The organism is Nocardia violaceofusca NBRC 14427, assembly GCF_963869435.1.
In the GTDB taxonomy this organism is placed as follows: domain Bacteria; phylum Actinomycetota; class Actinomycetes; order Mycobacteriales; family Mycobacteriaceae; genus Nocardia; species Nocardia aobensis.
The window spans coordinates 32,991-50,948 of sequence record NZ_CAWMPM010000039.1; the positions used below are offsets into that span (position 1 = coordinate 32,991).

16 protein-coding genes are annotated in these 17,958 nt (G+C 67.2%); 11 read left to right on the forward strand and 5 right to left on the reverse strand.

The genetic code is table 11. The annotated features are described in order from the left end of the window. Positions 1-16 precede the first annotated feature (16 nt). Positions 17-868, forward strand: a complete 852-nt coding sequence (locus tag AC5592_RS29035; protein WP_051025226.1) for an exodeoxyribonuclease III — start codon at positions 17-19, stop codon at positions 866-868. Here the strand turns inward: AC5592_RS29035 and AC5592_RS29040 are convergent. Continuing rightward, the gene (locus AC5592_RS29040) at positions 849-1,487 is read right to left on the reverse strand and encodes a hypothetical protein (RefSeq protein WP_063066056.1); all 639 of its coding nucleotides are present in this window, start codon (positions 1,485-1,487) and stop codon (positions 849-851) included. The two genes, AC5592_RS29035 and AC5592_RS29040, sit on opposite strands and share 20 nt — an antisense overlap. 112 nt (positions 1,488-1,599) lie before the next feature. Continuing rightward, positions 1,600-3,426 (reverse strand): acyl-CoA dehydrogenase, encoded by a 1,827-nt coding sequence (locus AC5592_RS29045; protein WP_036506323.1) that lies wholly within the window; start codon positions 3,424-3,426, stop codon positions 1,600-1,602. A 289-nt stretch (positions 3,427-3,715) separates the two neighbouring features. Between AC5592_RS29045 and AC5592_RS29050 the strand changes: the two genes are divergently transcribed. From AC5592_RS29050 to thiC, 5 genes are all read left to right on the forward strand, one after another. Next, complete coding sequence (locus tag AC5592_RS29050) at positions 3,716-4,342, forward strand: TetR/AcrR family transcriptional regulator (RefSeq protein ID WP_036506326.1); 627 nt, start codon at positions 3,716-3,718, stop codon at positions 4,340-4,342. 125 nt (positions 4,343-4,467) lie between these two features. After that, on the forward strand, positions 4,468-5,676 hold the full coding sequence (locus tag AC5592_RS29055; protein WP_036506329.1) for a homogentisate 1,2-dioxygenase: 1,209 nt from the start codon (positions 4,468-4,470) through the stop codon (positions 5,674-5,676). Next, entirely contained in the window at positions 5,673-6,854 is a 1,182-nt protein-coding gene (locus AC5592_RS29060) for a fumarylacetoacetate hydrolase family protein (RefSeq protein WP_232329599.1), read from the forward strand. Before AC5592_RS29055 ends, AC5592_RS29060 begins: the two co-directional genes overlap by 4 nt. Before the next feature lie 124 nt (positions 6,855-6,978). Beyond that, positions 6,979-8,772 carry an AMP-dependent synthetase/ligase gene (locus AC5592_RS29065; protein WP_063066057.1) on the forward strand — a complete coding sequence of 598 codons (1,794 nt, stop codon included), beginning with the start codon at positions 6,979-6,981 and terminating at the stop codon, positions 8,770-8,772. Between the two features lie 216 nt (positions 8,773-8,988). Next, entirely contained in the window at positions 8,989-10,620 is a 1,632-nt protein-coding gene (gene thiC, locus AC5592_RS29070) for a phosphomethylpyrimidine synthase ThiC (protein WP_063066058.1), read from the forward strand. Between the two features lie 116 nt (positions 10,621-10,736). On the opposite strand, the gene AC5592_RS29075 is transcribed toward thiC, so the two are convergent. Then, positions 10,737-11,378: a TetR/AcrR family transcriptional regulator C-terminal domain-containing protein gene (locus tag AC5592_RS29075; protein WP_063066059.1), complete on the reverse strand. Its 642-nt coding sequence runs from the start codon at positions 11,376-11,378 to the stop codon at positions 10,737-10,739. A gap of 87 nt (positions 11,379-11,465) precedes the next feature. Between AC5592_RS29075 and AC5592_RS29080 the strand changes: the two genes are divergently transcribed. Then, positions 11,466-12,953, forward strand: a complete 1,488-nt coding sequence (locus AC5592_RS29080; protein WP_157122299.1) for an FAD-dependent monooxygenase — start codon at positions 11,466-11,468, stop codon at positions 12,951-12,953. Between the two features lie 46 nt (positions 12,954-12,999). Here the strand turns inward: AC5592_RS29080 and AC5592_RS29085 are convergent, their stop codons facing one another. After that, positions 13,000-13,647, reverse strand: a complete 648-nt coding sequence (locus tag AC5592_RS29085) for a TetR/AcrR family transcriptional regulator (RefSeq protein ID WP_063066061.1) — start codon at positions 13,645-13,647, stop codon at positions 13,000-13,002. 87 nt (positions 13,648-13,734) lie between these two features. Here AC5592_RS29085 and AC5592_RS29090 point away from each other — a divergent pair, with 87 nt between their 5' ends. After that, positions 13,735-14,868 carry an epoxide hydrolase family protein gene (locus AC5592_RS29090; RefSeq protein ID WP_036506347.1) on the forward strand — a complete coding sequence of 378 codons (1,134 nt, stop codon included), beginning with the start codon at positions 13,735-13,737 and terminating at the stop codon, positions 14,866-14,868. Between the two features lie 47 nt (positions 14,869-14,915). On the opposite strand, the gene AC5592_RS29095 is transcribed toward AC5592_RS29090, so the two are convergent. Then, positions 14,916-15,053 carry a hypothetical protein gene (locus tag AC5592_RS29095; RefSeq protein ID WP_086007310.1) on the reverse strand — a complete coding sequence of 46 codons (138 nt, stop codon included), beginning with the start codon at positions 15,051-15,053 and terminating at the stop codon, positions 14,916-14,918. A 147-nt stretch (positions 15,054-15,200) separates the two neighbouring features. On the opposite strand from AC5592_RS29095, the gene thiD reads away from it, so the two are divergent. From thiD to AC5592_RS29110, 3 genes are all read left to right on the forward strand, one after another. Next, positions 15,201-16,046 (forward strand): bifunctional hydroxymethylpyrimidine kinase/phosphomethylpyrimidine kinase, encoded by an 846-nt coding sequence (gene thiD / locus AC5592_RS29100; protein WP_036506350.1) that lies wholly within the window; start codon positions 15,201-15,203, stop codon positions 16,044-16,046. Between the two features lie 61 nt (positions 16,047-16,107). Continuing rightward, positions 16,108-16,605 carry a nitroreductase/quinone reductase family protein gene (locus AC5592_RS29105; RefSeq protein WP_036506352.1) on the forward strand — a complete coding sequence of 166 codons (498 nt, stop codon included), beginning with the start codon at positions 16,108-16,110 and terminating at the stop codon, positions 16,603-16,605. Positions 16,606-16,693: 88 nt separating this feature from the next. Continuing rightward, positions 16,694-17,950, forward strand: coding sequence for a bifunctional glycosyltransferase family 2/GtrA family protein (locus AC5592_RS29110; RefSeq protein ID WP_232329603.1), 1,257 nt, complete (start codon positions 16,694-16,696; stop codon positions 17,948-17,950). The last annotated feature ends 8 nt before the right edge of the window (positions 17,951-17,958 follow it).

Consider the following 17,958-nt stretch of genomic DNA (forward strand, 5'->3'; position numbering starts at 1 on the left):
CGGCTAATCTCGCCTCATGCGGTTGGCCACCTGGAATGTGAATTCGATTCGATCTCGCGTGGATCGGGTGGTGTCGTGGCTGGACCGCGCGGATATCGATGTGCTGGCCATCCAGGAAACCAAATGCCGCGACGACCAGTTCCCGGCCGAGCGGTTCGAGGAAGCCGGCTACGAGATCGTGCACACCGGCTTCAGTCAGTGGAACGGGGTGGCGATCGCCTCCCGGGTCGGCATCGACGACGTCGAGGTCACCTTCCCGGGCCAGCCCGGATTCGACAAGGACGCCGAGGCCTCGCTGCTGAGCGCGCCGGTGGTGGAGGCCCGGGCGATCGGCGCCACCTGCGGCGGCGTCCGGGTGTGGAGCCTGTACGTACCCAACGGGCGCACGCTGACCGATCCGCACTACACCTACAAGCTGGAATGGCTTGCCGCCCTGCGTGATTCGGCGGAAGCGTGGCTGCGGGCCGATCCGTCGGCGCAGATCGCGCTGTGCGGCGACTGGAATATCGCCCCCACCGACGACGACGTGTGGTCGCCGGAATTCTTCGCGCACAAGACGCACACCTCGGCGCCGGAGCGCGCCGCGTTCGATGCCGTCGTGGCGGCGGGATTCACCGATGTGATGCGCCCCTTCGCGCCCGGCCCGGGTGTCTACACCTACTGGGACTACACCCAGCTGCGCTTTCCGCGCAAGGAGGGTATGCGCATCGATTTCGTCCTCGCCTCCCCCGCGCTGAGCGCCCGCGCCGCCGACGCCGGCGTCGACCGTGAGGAACGAAAAGGGAAGGGCGCCAGCGACCACGCACCCGTGGTGGTCGAATTCTCGGAGCAGCAGCCGGCGCCGGAGGTCAGCTCTGCCGGGTCTTGATGGCGTCGTGGGAGATGTAGACGTCGTAGCTGCCGGGCATCGCGATCACCGCGTTGCCGTATGCCGAGCGGATGAACGGTTCGGTGTACCAGCTGTGATCGCGCATATCGGTGAAGAAGTCACCGTCGCCGCCGTTGAGCATGGTCTGGTGCTGACTCACCGCGGTGCCGTCGAGCCGCTGCCCGTAGAGCCGGGTCACCTTGTAGCCGGAATGGAAGCCGAGCGCGTTGACCCACGGCTCCAATTCCACGATATCGGCCTGTAGCACCCACAGATCACCCTCGATCCGATAGGTCTGACGGGTCTCGTCGTGATGACCGTCGCCGTAGAGCGTCAGCTCCACATCGAGGGTATGGTCGCTGCCCGCAACGCTTTTCACGACGACGTGCGCGGCCTTCACCTCACCGGTCAGCCCGAGGTAGGTCTGCAGCAGCGTCACCGCCCACAGCAGGACGATCGCCACCAGCAGCACCACCAGACCGCTCGCGCCGCGCCCGATATGCCTGCGCCAGCCCGCTTTCCGAGCGGGGAGCACGGCCGTGACCAGCATCGCGATCGCGACGACGAAGAGCACCGCCAGCAATGCCTGGATCCAGCCGAAGGCCATCGGGAACACCATGCCGACAGTTGTACCCGCATTCGGGTACCACACGCGGGCGAGTCGGACACGAATACGCCACGGCCGGCCGGGATTTCCCGGCCGGCCGTGTGCGCGGTGAGAGCTCTTCGGCCTAGAAGGCGCCCTCCTCCATCTGCATGATGTCGGTGTCGAGGTTCTCCACCACGGCCCGCACACCGCTCAGCAGCGGCAGCTGGTTCTTGGCGAACCACGATGCGACACCGACCTTTCCGGTGTAGAACAGCCGATCCTTCTCCGACGGCTGTCCGGCCAGCGCGGCCTGCGCGACCTGGGCCTGCGCGAGCAGCCGCCAGCCGATGACGAGATCGCCCACGGCATGCAGGAAACGCACCGAACCCAGGCCGACCTTGTAGATCTCCTCCGGCGTTTGCGCCGCGGCCACCAGATAACCGGTGAGCGCGGTCGCCATCGCCTGCACATCCGCGAGCGCGGCGCCCAGCAGGGTCTTCTCCGCCTTCAGGGTGTCGGGCTCGCTCTCGGCGAACTGCTGGATCAGCCCGGCGACATGTGCCAGTGCCACGCCCTTGTCGCGAACGATCTTGCGGAAGAAGAAGTCCTGCGCCTGGATCGCGGTCGTCCCCTCGTACAGCGAGTCGATCTTCACGTCGCGGATGTACTGCTCGATCGGGTAGTCCTGCAGATATCCCGACCCACCGAAGGTCTGCAGCGTCTCGGTGAGGGTTTCGTACGCCCGTTCCGAGCCGACGCCCTTGACGATCGGCAGCAGCAGGTCGTTGACCCGCGCGGCGGTGTCGGGGTCGGCGCCGAAATTCGCCTGTGCCACATCGTCGTTCTGGTACGCCGCGGTGTACAGGTACAGCGCCCGCAGGCCCTCCGCATAGGACTTCTGCAGCGCCAGGCTGCGCCGGACGTCCGGGTGGTGGGTGATGGTGACGCGCGGAGCGGTCTTGTCGGCCATCTGGGTCAGGTCGGCGCCCTGGACGCGGGACTTCGCGTACTCCAGCGCGTTCAGGTATCCGGTGGACAGCGTTCCCGCCGACAGCACGCCGACCATCATGCGCGCGTTCTCGATGACCTTGAACATCTGCGCGATGCCGTTGTGCACATCGCCGACCAGATAACCGACCGCGGGCTTGTCGCCACCGTAGGTCAGCTCACAGGTGGGCGAGGACTTGATGCCCATCTTGTGTTCGAGATTGGTCACCAGCACGCCGTTGCGCTCGCCCAATTCCATTGTCTGCGAGTCGAACAGGTACTTCGGCACCACGAACAGCGACAGGCCCTTGGTACCCGGGCCGGCGCCCTCGGGCCGCGCCAGGGTGAGGTGGAAGATGTTGTCGGCGGTATCGCCGACGTCACCGCCGGAGATGAAACGCTTCACGCCTTCGATGTGCCAGGTGCCGTCGGGCTGCTGGACGGCCTTGGTGCGGCCCATGCCGACATCGGATCCGGCATCGGGTTCGGTGAGCACCATCGTTCCGCCCCAGCGGTTCTCCCAGGCGTGCTCGGCCCACCGGCGCTGTTCCTCGGTGCCCTCGCGATAGAGCACCTGGTGCATGAGCGGGCCCATATTGAAGAAGCTGGCCGAATTGTTCGCCGCGACGAGCATTTCCTGAGTCGCCCAGATCAGCGGCGACGGGGCGTCGACGCCACCCATCTCCTCGGGCATGCCCAGCCCGGACCAGCCGGCCTCGTTGACCGCCGCGACCGTCTTGCGCAGCGGGTCGGGCACCACGACCTCGTGCTCGGTGGCATCGAACGAGATCGGATTGCGATCGGCGTCGACGAACGATTCGGCTACCGGCCCCTCGGCCAACCGCTGCACCTCGGTGAGCATTCCGCGTGCGGTTTCGGTATCCAGATCGCCGTACGCGCCGGCGTCCAGCAGCGCACCGATCCCCAACACCTCGAACAAGTTGAACTCGATATCCCGAATGTTCGCCTTGTAGTGCGACACGCTCAGGGCCTCCTCGCCGTCGTGGAATGTTCTCCGTCGGAGGTTGCCGTACCCGGGTTCACTTACGCAACCGTAACCGGCCGAGACTAGAGAATTCGCGGTAACTTACGCGGGCGGACCAGTCCATCCGCGATTCACTTTTCCCAATCGTGCGCCGCCTCGCGGCGATTTGCTCGGAATATGCTCGCATTCGATATCCGCGATCGGCCGCGTCCCGCCCGCACACCTGCCCGGCAGCGGCGCGATGCGACCGGCATAATCGGCCTCTACCACTGCTATCTTGTTCGCCATGGCTTCGGAATCCGCGGTGCGACCGCGTCAACGGGCCCAGCATCTCGGCCCCGAACGCCGACGCCCGCAGGTTCTGGACGCGGCGCTGCGCATCGCGGCGGACGAGGGCATCGCGGCCGTCACCATCGCCGCCGTGGCCGAACGCCTGACCGTGACCCGGCCGGTGGTCTACGCCTGCTTCGCCGACCGCGTCGAACTCATCAACGCCCTCATCCAGCGTGAGGAGGGGCTGCTGCTGGCCGGCATCATGGACGCCCTGCCACCGCGCCGGGTCGAGGCCGACGAAGAGGTCTTCATCGAGGGCTTCCGCGCCCTGCTGGAGACCGTCTCCAAGCGTCCCGACACCTGGAAACTGTTGCACGGCAATCCCGATCCGGCGGTGGCGAGTTCGTTCGGGCGCGGGCGCAGTTTCGCGGTCGAGCGGTGCACCCGTCGGCTGCGGCCCACCCTGCAGGCGTGGGGAACCGTCGACGCGGAGCGCAAACTGCCCGCGCTGGTGGAGCTGTGGGTATCCGCCGGTGAGGGCGCGGTGCGCACACTGGTGACCGAGGGCGACACGTGGACGCCGCAGGATCTGGGCGCCTTCGTCGGCGCGGCGGTCTACCGCGCGCTGCGCTCGGCCTGAGCGGCTGCCGCGAAACCGCCGCTCGACTGGTAGATCTGCCGACCAAACTGCGCACTCTCCGGCAATAGCGCTAGCTAAAATGGAAATCGGCGTCCATTCGACCAGCGACCCGGCGGGAGAGCGGTATGGCGTTCTATCGGCAACTGGGTTCCCTACCGCCGAAGCGGCACACCCAGCATCGTGACGAACGGGGGCAGCTGCTCTACGAGGAGCTGATGGGCGAGGAAGGCTTCACCGGGGACTCGTCACTGCTGTATCACCGCGGCCTGCCGCCGGCCATCGTCGACTCCTCCGCGTGGCGGCCGCCGAATTCGCGGACCGTGCCGAACCATCCGCTGCGGCACCGGCACCTGCGGCTGCACGAACTGTTCCCCGAGTCCGTGCTCGCGCAGACCGATGTCGTGACCGGCCGCCGCCTGATCCTCGGCAACGACGACGTGCGTATCTCCTATGTGGCGGCGCTGCGCGAATCTCCCTTGTACCGCAACGCGATCGGTGACGAACTCGTCTACGTCGAGGCCGGTTCGGGTGTGGTGGACACCGTCTTCGGGCGGCTGCCGGTGCGCGCCGGCGATCATGTGCTGCTGCCGCGGGCGACCACGCATCGCTGGCGGCCGGACGGACCGGAACCGCTGCGCGGTTATATCGTCGAGGCGACCGGACATATCACCGCGCCGAAGCGCTATCTGTCCGCGTTCGGCCAGTTCCTGGAGAATGCGCCGTACTGCGAGCGGGATCTGCACGGTCCGGCCGAACCGCTGCAGGAGTCCGGGGCCGAGGTCGAGGTTCTGGTGAAACATCGGCCCGGCGCCGAAATACTCGGCACCCGCATGGTGTACGCCGAGCACCCGTTCGACGTGGTGGGCTGGGACGGCTGCCTGTACCCGTACCGGTTCAACATCGCCGATTTCGAGCCGATCACCGGTCGTATCCATCAGCCACCCCCGGTGCATCAGGCCTTCGCGGGCACCAACTTCGTGATCTGCGATTTCGTTCCCCGCAAGGTCGACTATCACCCGCTGTCGATTCCGGTGCCCTATTACCACTCCAATGTCGACTCCGACGAGATCCTGTTCTACTGCGGCGGAAACTACGAAGCCCGCCGCGGTTCCGGTATCGGACCGGGTTCGGTCTCGGTGCATCCGGGCGGATATGCGCACGGTCCACAACCGGGCGCCTACGAACGCAGCATCGGCGTGGAATTCTTCGACGAACTGGCGGTGATGGTCGACACCTTCCGCCCCCTGGGTCTCGGCGAGGGCGCCCTGGCTTGCGAGGATCCGGACTATGCGTGGACCTGGTCGGGGCGCGGGCCGAGTTCGGAGCGGGCGTGACCGCGAGGGTGCGGCCCCCGGTGGCCGACGACGACCCCTTCGGACCGGACCACCTGCCGTACGGAGTCTTCGCACCGCCCGGCCGGCCGTTCCGCGTGGGCGTCCGGCTCGGCGCATACGTGCTGGATATCGCTGCGTTACTGGATGATTCGTGCTTCGCGCAACCGACGGTGAACGACTTTCTCGCTCGCGGCCCGCTCCACTGGCACAGCGTGCGCGAACGATTACGGGAAGCCGCGCGCGGTCCGCTGCCCGCGGAAGCGATTCATTCGCTGGATTCGGTGCGGCTGAAGTTGCCGATATCCATCGGCGACTACGTCGACTTCTACGCCAGTATCGACCACGCCACCCGTCTCGGCGGCTTCCTGCGGCCGAACGGTGAAGCGCTGCTGCCGAATTGGCGTCATCTGCCGGTCGGCTATCACGGGCGCGCGGGCAGCGTAGTGGTCTCGGGCACGCCGGTGCGACGGCCGTTCGGGCAGCGCCGGACCGGCTCGGGCGCACCGGAATTCGCGCCCTCCGCGCGGTTGGACATCGAAGCGGAACTCGGCTTCGTCGTCGGCGTCGGTTCCGAGGTCGGCACCTCGATCGCGGTGGACGACTTCGCCGATCACGTCTTCGGCGTGGCGCTGGTCAACGACTGGTCGGCCCGCGACATCCAGGCGTGGGAGGGACAGCCGCTCGGCCCGTTTCTCGGCAAATCGTTCGCCACCTCGATGGCGGCGTGGATCACTCCGCTCGCCGCGTTGGAATTCGCCCGGATCGCGGTGCCGGAACAAACACCCGAACCGCTTTCCTACCTACGGGGACAACAGGATTGGGGGTTCGACATCGACGTGCGGGTGCACTGGAACGGCGTCGCGGTGAGTGCGCCACCCTATCGCGCGATGTACTGGTCCGCGGCGCAGATGCTGGCCCATCTGACCGTCAACGGCGCCGGCACCCGGTCCGGCGATCTGTTCGCCTCCGGCACGATCTCGGGACCCGGGCAGGACCAGAGCGGATCGTTCATCGAACTGTCCGGCAACGGCGCCCACCCCGTCGACGTCGGCGGCTGTGAGCGGACGTTCCTCGCCGACGGGGATACGGTCCTTCTCACCGCGACGGCCCCCGGCCCGCGCGGCGCGCGGATCGCGTTGGGTGAGGTCAGCGGCGAGATCCTGCCCGCTCGCCGCTGATCGGCGGAGTACACCGTCCCGACGAGACTACAATGTGATAGACGTCACAGCACGCGGAACGCGGCTTTCCCATCCCGTCCAGTGCGGTGCACATCATCGGCAGCGTGGCTTGTGAGGAGCAGCTATGCGCGAATACAGCCTGCCGGCCCTGCACGAAGTTCCCCCCGGCACCACACTCGGCGATCTCGTTCACCGCAACGCCGAACAGTATCCCGACGTTGCGGTCATCGCTCGAAAACGCGACTCCCGATGGGAGGATCTGACCGCGGTCGAATTCCTCGCCGAGGTGCGAGCGGCGGCCAAAGGCCTGATCGCCACCGGTATCGAACCGGGCGACCGGGTGGCGATCATGTCCCGCACCCGGTACGAGTGGACACTGCTCGATTTCGCCATCTGGTGTGCCGCGGCCGTCACCGTTCCGGTGTACGAGACGTCCTCCGCAGAACAGGTGCAATGGATACTCTCCGATTCCGGAGCCGTCGCGGTGATCACGGAAACCGCCGCGCACACGGCCGTCGTGGGCAAGGTGCAAGAACAGGTGCCCGATCTCGCGCACATCTGGGAGATCGAGGCGGACGCGGTCGCCACCCTCGCGCGCACCGGCGCCGAGGTCACCGACGCGGCACTGGACGAACGGCGGTCCGCGATCGCAACGGACTCTCTCGCGACCGTCGTCTACACGTCCGGCACCACCGGCCGGCCCAAAGGATGCCGGATCACCCACGGCAACTTCCTCGGCGAACTGAGCAACGCGACCGCACGCCTGCCGCAGCTGTTCCGCACGGGAGAGTCGTCGGTCCTGCTGTTTCTGCCGCTGGCCCATGTCTTCGGGCGGATCGTCGAGGTGGCCGCCGCGCTCGTACCGATCAAGATCGGTCATGTCGGCGATGTCAAGAACATCACCGAAGAGCTGGGAACCTTCCGGCCGACGTTGATCCTCGGCGTACCGAGGGTTTTCGAGAAGGTCTTCAACGCGGCCCGCACGCAGGCGCAGTTGACGCACCGGGGCCGGATCTTCGACATCGCGGCCGATACGGCGATCGCCTACAGCCGAGCCCTGGACAACGACCACATCCCGCTGGGGCTGCGCTTGCGCCATCAGCTGTTCGACCGTCTGGTGTACCGCAAGCTGCGAGCCGCGCTCGGTGGCCGGGCCACGCACGCCCTCTCCGGTGGTGCTCCACTCGGCGAACGGCTGGGGCACTTCTTCCGCGGCGTCGGTTTCACGGTGCTGGAGGGTTACGGACTGACCGAAACCTCCGGAATCGCCACCTTCAATCCCGACGACCGGCCGAAGATCGGAACCGTCGGCCAGCCGGTGCCGGGCACCACGGTCCGCATCGACGACGACGGCGAAATCCTGCTGCGGGGCCCCCAGATGTTCCCCGGCTATTGGAACAACCCCGTGGCCACCGCACACACGTTCCGCGACGACTGGTTCGCCACCGGCGACATCGGCTCGCTCGACGACGAGGGCTACCTCACCATCACCGGCCGCAAGAAAGAACTCATCGTCACCGCCGGCGGCAAGAACGTCGCCCCGGCGGTGATCGAAGACCGCATTCGAGCCCACGCCATCATCGGGGAAGTCGTGGTCGTCGGCGACGCCAAACCTTTCGTCACCTGTCTGGTGACCGTCGACAGCGAGCACTTCCCGATCTGGAAGCAGTTGCACGGCAAATCCTCCGAGGCCACCCTCGCCGACCTCAGCTCCGACCCGGAGCTGCTCGACGCGATTCAGGCCGCCGTCGACGACGGCAACGCGGCCGTATCCCGAGCCGAGGCGGTCCGCAAGTTCAGGCTGCTGCGCACCGAATTCACCGAGGCGAACGGCTATCTCACCCCCTCGCTCAAACTCAAGCGCAACGTGGTGCTGCGCGACTTCGCCGACGAGATCGACGCACTGTATTCGGCGTGACGCGGCCGGTCGAATCACCGAGTCCGATCCAGGTTCCGATGGCAGGGGCAGTGACGCGCCCCACGGGCGCGCGGTACCCTCGGCCGGGTACCACATCGTGCCAACGGGGGCTCGCACCAGCGGGCTGAGAGGACGGCTAGCCCATTCGGGCGGTTCAGGGCCGTCGACCGTACGAACCTGACCGGGTAATGCCGGCGTAGGGAGGACTGAGCTCACATGTCGTCGAACCATGTCACCACGGGCCCCATCGCGGGCAGCGCAAAGCACTACGAGCAGATCGAAGCCGACGGGACGACCTTGCGCATCCCGGTCCGCCGGATCAACCTGACCAACGGCGAACACTTCGACGTCTACGACACCTCCGGCCCGTACACCGACGATTCGGCCACGATCGACCTGGAGGCCGGACTGCCGAAGCTCCGCGCCGGCTGGACCCAGCCGGACGTGCCGGGACCGCGTACTCAGCTGGCCTGGGCCAGAGCCGGCGCGATCACCGCCGAGATGCGGTATATCGCTGCGCGCGAAGGTGTTTCGCCGGAATTGGTTCGCGACGAGGTGGCCGCCGGCCGGGCCGTGATCCCCGCCAACCACAACCACCCCGAATGTGAGCCGATGATCATCGGCAAGAAGTTCGCGGTGAAGATCAACGCCAATATCGGCAATTCCGCGGTCACCTCCTCGATCGCCGAAGAGGTGGAGAAGATGGTGTGGGCCACCCGCTGGGGCGCCGACACCATCATGGACCTGTCCACCGGTAAGAACATCCACGAGACCCGCGAATGGATCCTGCGGAATTCGCCGGTGCCGGTCGGCACCGTGCCGATCTACCAGGCACTGGAGAAGGTGAACGGCGATCCGACCCAGCTGACCTGGGAGATCTATCGCGACACCGTGATCGAGCAGGCCGAGCAGGGCGTGGACTACATGACCGTGCACGCGGGGGTGCTGCTGCGGTACGTTCCGCTGACCGCCAAGCGCGTCACCGGCATCGTCTCGCGCGGCGGTTCGATCATGGCGGCATGGTGTCTGGCTCACCACCAGGAATCCTTCCTGTACACCAACTTCGCGGAACTGTGCGAGATCCTGGCGAAATACGACATCACCTTCTCGCTCGGCGACGGGTTGCGGCCCGGTTCCATCGCCGATGCCAACGACGAGGCGCAGTTCGCCGAACTGCGCACGCTCGGCGAGCTGACCAAGATCGCGAAATCGCATGGCGTACAGGTGATGATCGAGGGCCCGGGCCACGTTCCGATGCACAAGATCGTGGAGAACGTGCGGCTCGAGGAGGAGCTGTGCGAGGAGGCGCCGTTCTACACGCTGGGCCCGCTCGCCACCGATATCGCCCCGGCCTACGACCACATCACCTCGGCGATCGGCGCGGCGATCATCGCGCAGGCCGGCACCGCGATGCTCTGCTACGTCACCCCGAAGGAACATCTGGGGCTGCCCAATCGCGACGATGTGAAGACCGGCGTCATCACCTACAAGATCGCCGCGCATTCGGCCGATCTCGCCAAGGGGCGTCCGCGGGCACAGGAACGCGACGACGCACTGTCCAAGGCGCGCTTCGAATTCCGCTGGCACGACCAGTTCGCGCTGTCGCTGGATCCCGACACCGCGCGGGAGTACCACGACGAGACGCTGCCCGCCGAACCCGCCAAGACGGCCCACTTCTGCTCGATGTGCGGTCCGAAGTTCTGTTCGATGCGCATCTCCGCCGATGTGCGCGAGTACGCGGAGAAGCAGGGGCTCACCGACGTGGAAGCCATCGAGGCCGGTATGGCCGAGAAGTCGGCCGAATTCGCCGAGGCCGGCGGAAAGGTCTATCTGCCCGTCGTGTCGTGACAGCGAAAGCTGTTGTGCCGTAACGGTGCTGCCGTTGCGCTGCGTGCGCCGACGCCTGCCCGCCGCCAGGGTGCGCGTCGGCGCCGCAGATGTGCCGCCGGCCCGCGGACGTCAGCTCATCGCTCGATGTTCGCGAGCGTCCGGATGCCGGTGATGATCACGCGGACGCCGTGGTCGAATTCGTCGTTCGGATCCATGGCGGACAGCTTCGTGACCAGATTCGCGGTGCGCGGATAACGATCGCGGTCGACCGCCCGTTCGATATGCGAATAGGGGTTGTCGGCGCCGTAATCCACACCGGTGCGCGCCTGCTCCTCGATCACGAATCCGACCGTGTAGTGCAGGACGATCGGGAAGACCCACCCCGCCTCGTCGGCGGAGAACCCGGCGTCCTCCAGCGTGCGTAGGGTCAATTCCATGGTGCGCCACATGGATTCGTCGCTGACGTAGGTACCGGCGAGCAGTCTGCCGCCGTCGCGGTGCCGCAGCATCGAACTGCGCAGGCGCCCGGCCAGTTCGGCGATCCAGTCCTGCCAGGTCTCGCCCCGGCGCGGCCCCTCCACGCGGTCGACCGCGGCGGCGAAGACCGCGCGCGCCATCACGTCGAGCAGTTCCTGCTTGTTCTTGACATGCCAGTAGAGCGCCGGCGCCTGCACATCGAGCGCGGACGCCACCTTGCGCATGGTCAGCCCGTCGAGCCCGGTCTCGTCCAGCAGCTCCAGCGCGGCCGCGCCGATGGCGTTGGCGTCGAGTTTCATCGCACCTCCAGTCGATTGCTTGACAGCTTAACAATATTCTGGTGTCCTTAACAGCGTTAAGGGTTTAACGATGTTAAGGAGCGGGGCGTGCCCACAACGGATGTAGTCGTCGCAGGTGGCGGGCCTACCGGGCTGATGCTGGCGTACGAATTGCGACTGGCCGGGGTCGCGGTGGAGGTACTGGACGCGCTGCCGGCACGAACCGGCGAATCGCGGGCCGGAGGTATCCACGCGCGCACCATGGAGATCCTCGACCAGCGCGGTCTGCTCGACGACCTGCTGCGGCAGGGGCGCACACTGCCGCGGGGCCACTTCGGCGGACTCCCGCTCGACTTCGGCGATTTCCACACCCGCTTCCCGTACACCCTCGCGGTGTTGCAGTCGGTGATCGAGCGCGAACTGGACCGCCACGCGACGGCGGCCGGCGCGCCTGTGCAATGGGATTCGCCCGTCACCGGATTCCGCCAGGACGATTCCGGGGTCGAGGTCGAGGTCGGCGGGAGCCGTCCGCGCCGGATCCGCGCGGCCTACCTGGTCGGCTGCGACGGCGGGCGCAGTTCGGTGCGCAAGCTCGCGGGCATCGGCTTCGACGGCACGGACGCGACGGTGACGGGCATGATCGCCGACGTCGAACTCACCGCTCCCCCCGCCGAGCTGTTCTTCGGCGCCCGCGGTGCGACCGGCGACTATTCGGTGATCCAGTTCGAGCCCGGGTGGTACCGGTTGATCGCCCAGTGCCACGACCGGGTGCGCGAGCGCGGCAGCGCCCTGACCTTCGACGAATTCCGCAGCGCGTTCACCGAACTCGCGGGCACCGATTTCGGCATGCACAGCCCGCGGTGGGTCACCCACTACGGCGATGCCGCCCGGCAGGCCGACCGCTACCGCGTCGGCCGGGTGTTCCTGGCGGGCGACGCCGCGCACATCCATTTCCCGGCCGGTGGCCAGGGCCAGAATCTGGGGCTGCAGGATGCGGTCAATCTGGGCTGGAAGATCGCGGCCGTGCTGCGCGGCAACGCCTCCGACGCACTGCTGGACACCTACGAATCCGAACGCCATCCGATCGCCGCGCGCGTACTGCGGAACACGCGCGCTCAGACGGCGCTGTCACGGCCCGGTGCGCATGTGGACGCGTTGCGCGACAGCATGTCCGAACTTTTCGACATCGATGAGGTGCGCCACCGCCTCGGACTCATGATCACCGCCCTGGACATCCGCTACGACTGCGGGAACGAGCACCCGCTGTGCGGCCGGCGCGTACCGGATGCCGATATCGCGACCGCCGACGGGCCCACCCGCGTGCACGAGCTGATGCGTTCGGGACGTCCGATTCTGTTGGTGCGCAACGCGACCGAGATTCCTGATATCAGCGAGTGGAAGGACCGGGTGGACATCGTGTGCGCGTCCGATCCGGCCACCGAATGGATCGTCCCCGGATCCGGCCCGGTTCCGGCGCCCGTGTACACGCTCATCCGACCTGACGGGTATATCGCTTGGGCCGCAGGCGATTCCACTACCGAGGGACTGAACACCGCACTTACCGCCTGGGTCGGCCGCGCTTCGGCCGACCGGTGACCCCGGCGGCTACCCAGGCCCCTCGGCACCCGCCGTGGTACCGCTGCTACTTCCGGGGCTGCCAGCGGGCGACGAAATCGTCGGGTTGTGGTGCGGGGCCGGGAAGTTCGCCGGGGGTGCGCAGTCCGTCGAGCAGCAGAGCGAGTATGCGGTGGCGCAACTGCGCGGTTCGAGTGGCATCAGGGAGGAGGATCGCGGCGCAAGCCTCCAGGACCAGGCTGAGATCGGCGATCGTCACTCCGTCGCGGACAGCGCCGGAAACCTGTGCCCGGCGCAGTATTTCCTCGTTCAGCTCCGCGGAGCGTTGCACCTGAGGCCCGAACGATTCGTCCGGGGTGAACGTGCCGGCCAGTCGCACGGTCAGCGAATGCACATCGGCGTCGACCACCCGGCGCAGGAATTCGGCGAGCACGTCGACGTCGGCCGCCGACTCCAGCGCGGCCTCGGCCTCGGCGTTGTAGCGGCACAAACCCTGGTAGCAGAGGGTGCGCAGCAGTGACTCCTTACTCGGATAGCGGCGATACAGCGCGCTGATCCCCACTCCGGCCCGCTCGGCGACGGCCGAGATCGGGGCGGTCGCATCGGCGAGAAAGACGGCGCGAGCGGCGTCGAGGATGATCCCGTCGTTGCGCGCGGCCTGCGCCTTGCGACCGGGAAGGGCCTGGTGAGCTGGGGCGTCGGCTGATTTCGGCATGGTTTCAGCCTAACACTTGAAACGGAATGATCCGTTCTGATACTGTTCCAGCAGAACGAAACATTCCGTTCCAAAAGGGAGACGATCATGACCATCCGCCCGTTCCACATCGACATCCCGCAGGACCGCCTCGACGACCTCGCCGATCGGCTGCGCCGGGCACTGTGGCCGGACGAACTGCCCGGCGTCGGCGACGCCTACGGTGTGCCGGGTGATCGGGTGCGCGCGCTGGCGAAGTACTGGTTGAACGACTTCGATTGGCGCGCAACGGAAGCGCGACTGAATGCGCATCCGCAGTTCCGCACGGAGATCGACGGCGAGGATATTCACTTCCTGCACGTCCGCTCGTCGCGGCCGGATGCGTTGCCGGTCATCCTCACCCACGGCTGGCCCGGATCGGTGCTGGAGTACCTGGACGTGATCGAGGCGCTGACCGAACCGGAATCCCCCGACCATCCGGCCTTCCACGTGGTCCTGCCGTCGCTGCCGGGCTTCGGCTTCTCCGGCCCGACCCGCAGCACCGGCTGGGGCACCCAGCGCACCGCGCGCGCCTGGGTGGAGCTGATGGATCGGCTCGGTTACGAGCGCTTCGGCGCGATCGGCAACGACGGTGGGTCGATGATCTCCCCGGAGATCGGCCGGCTGGCCGGCGATCGCGTGGTGGGCGTCCACGTGACGCAGTTGTTCTCCTTCCCCTCCGGCGACCCGGCCGAATTCGACGGGCTCTCCGAAGAGGATCTGGGCGCGCTCGCACACCTGCAGTGGTTCCAGGACAACAAGATGGCGTTCAACATTCTGTGCAGCCAGCAGCCGCAGACACTGGCCTACGCGTTGAGCGACTCTCCGCTCGGTCTGCTGGGCTGGAACGCACAGCTTTTCGGCGAAAGTCTCGATCCGGAATTCGTGATCGGCAATATCGCGCTGTACTGGCTCACCGGCACCGCGGCCTCCTCGATCCGCTTCTACTACGAGAACGCCCACGCCACCGAGCGTCCGTCCGGACCGACCACCACCCCGACCGCGCTGGCCATGTTCGCCGGGGATTTCCGGTCGATCCGCCGGTTCGCCGAGCGCGACCACGAGAACATCGTCAGCTGGAATTCCTACGACGTGGGATCGGTGACCGGCGGACCCAACGACGCGGCCGGACACTACGCCGCGCATGAGGCGCCGGAGGTCCTGGTCGGCGACATCCGGACGTTCTTCGCCCGGGTCCGGTGAATCCCCCGGCGGCTGAGCAGTCGTGCCGACTGCTCAGCCGGGGCGCCCTATCGCTGCTTCTTCCCCTGGACTGTGGTCTCGACACCCGATGGGGTGACGTCCTTGGCCTTCTTCTCCGCTCGCTTCTCCTTCAGCGACTTGCCGGACTTCTTGGACATGGTGCTGCGCGGAGATTTATCGGACATGAGGGTCCTTTGTTCGGCAGGATTCGAATGATCCTGTTGGCTCGACCGTACGCGCCCGGCCTCCCGCATCGGCGGAATGCGCGATCGGCACGTCCGCGTGAATGACCACGCTGCGGTCGCGGGCCGGCGCGTCGTAGGGTCTGTCTCGTGAAACTGCTGCCGTTGCCGGAACCGGGTACTACGCCGGTCCGGGTGCTGACGATCGCCGGAACCGACTCCGGGGGTGGGGCCGGAATTCAGGCCGATTCGCGGACCATGGCACTGCTCGGCGTGCATGCCTGCGTGGCGGTGGCCGCGGTGACCGTGCAGAACTCGGTCGGGGTCAGCGGTTTCCACGAGATTCCGCCGCAGACCGTCGCCGATCAGGTGCGGGTGGTGACCGGCGATATCGGGGTCGCGGCGGCCAAGACCGGCATGCTGGCCTCGACCGCGATCATCGAGGCCGTGGCCCAGGTCTGCGACGAGGTCGGTATCGGACGCGACGGCACAGTGCCGTTGGTGGTCGACCCGGTGGCTGCGTCGATGCACGGCGACCCGCTGCTGCACGCGGAAGCCCTGGACGCACTGCGCTCGGTTCTCATTCCGCGCGCCACGCTGGTGACCCCGAATCTGGACGAGGTGCGGCTGCTCACCGGCATCGCCGTCACCGACGACCGCAGCGCCCGCAAGGCCGCCGAGGCGCTGATCGCACTCGGCCCGCGCTGGGCCGTCGTCAAGGGCGGTCATCTGCGCTCCTCCGAATTCAGCACCGATCTGCTGTTCGACGGTGACCGCTTCCACGAACTCACCGCACCCCGCATCACGACCGGCAACGATCACGGTGGCGGCGACACCCTGGCCGCCGCCTCCGCCTGCGCCCTGGCACACGGCTACCCGGTGCCCGAGGCGGTGGCCTTCGCCAAGGAATGGACCACGCGCTGTCTGGAGGCGTCCTACGATCTCGGCGCCGGGCACGGACCCGTGTCGCCGCTGTGGCGGCTGCACGGAATCTGAATCGGCACAACGGTTTTCCGCAACGGTCCGATCTGTCGGACCCCTCGGGCATACTGCCGGTATGAGCGAATCCGAGGCGGTCACCCAGCGCGACATCAGCTCCTACGACGATCCGGACGCACCCTGGCATCAAGCCTTCAGCGAGGGCGATATCAAGGACTGGAACCGTCCGGTGATCGACGAGTTCCGGGCCAACGGCGGCAAGGTCGGCGGCTCTTATGCCGACGCCACGCTGCTGTTGCTGACCACCACGGGCGCTCGCAGCGGCAAGCAGCACGTGGTGCCGCTGGGAGTGCTGTACCGGGGCGACATCCCTTATCTGAGTTCGTTCATCGAGGACAAGTACCCGGCTTGGTATCACAACATCAAGGCGAATCCGCAGGTTACGGTCGAACTGGGCGGGCAGACCTACGCCGCCCGGGGACGCGCGCTCGAGGGCGCGGAATACGACGAATTCGCCGCGTGGGTGCTGGCGAACAATCCGCTGCTCGCCGATTTCCAGGCTCGGTCGCAGCGCCCGGTTCCGCTGGTCGTCCTGGAGCTCGGCGACCCGGCCTGACCTCGCGGGCGCTCCCAGGAAGCTCACAGGTCGGGCGCAGCGCTGCCCAAGGCTGATACCCGAAATTGGGATCATGACCGAGACAGCGATGGCGTTCCAGGCGGCCACCACCCCCGACTCGACGCGCACAGCGGTGCTCGAGGTCGTGATCCCTGTGTACAACGAGGAGCGCGATCTGGCCGGATGTGTCCGCCGGCTGCACGCATTCCTGCGTGACGGTTTTCCGTTCTCGACCCGAATCACGGTGGCGGACAACGCATCCACCGACTCCACCCTCGCCGTGGCGCACGAACTCGCCGCGGAGCTGCCCGAGGTCGAGGTCGTCCACCTCGACCGCAAGGGCCGCGGACGCGCGCTGCGTGCGGTGTGGGAGGCCTCCGACGCACAGGTCGTCGCGTATATGGACGTCGACCTGTCCACCGACCTCAACGCCCTGCTGCCGCTGGTGGCCCCGCTGGTCTCCGGACATTCCGATCTCGCGATCGGCACCCGGCTGGCGAAATCCTCGCGCGTGGTGCGCGGCCCGAAGCGCGAGATCATCTCCCGCTGCTACAACTTGATCCTGCGAGCCTCGCTGCAGGCCCGGTTCTCCGACGCCCAGTGCGGATTCAAGGCGATGCGCACCGATGTGGCGCGCCGGATCCTGCCGCTGGTCCAGGACGGGGAATGGTTCTTCGACACCGAACTGCTGGTGATCGCCGAACGCGCCGGACTGCGCATCCACGAGGTTCCGGTGGACTGGATCGACGATCCGGACAGCCGCGTGGACATCATCGACACCGCCCGCAAGGATCTGCTCGGCGTGTGGCGGGTGGGCCGCGGCTTGGCCACCGGCGCCCTGCCGATCAACGACCTGCGCGCCGCCATCGGGCGGGAACCACTGGTGGACGGGGTGCCGCTGGGCATGGTCGGGCAGCTGGTGCGCTTCGGCATCATCGGCGTGCTCTCCACGCTGGCCTACATGCTCCTGTATGTGATGCTGGCGTCGGTGGTCGGCGCCCAACCGGCGAACTTCGCCGCCTTGCTGATCACCGCGGTCGCCAACACCGCGGCGAACCGCGCCTTCACCTTCGGCGTGCGCGGTTCGGGCAACGCGGTCTCCCACCACTTCCAGGGCTTGCTGATCTTCGCCTTCGCCTGGCTGCTGACCAGTGGTTCGCTGTTCGCGCTGCACCGGTGGGCGCCGGACGCGTCCGTGCACGTGGAACTGCTCGTGCTGGTGGTCGCGAATCTGGTGGCCACGCTGACCCGATTCGTGGGACTGCGCTGGGTCTTTCGCAACGCGGTCGCCGACAGCGGCGTCGAGGACATCGCGACGGCACCGGCCTCGGCGGAAACACGGTGACCGAAACG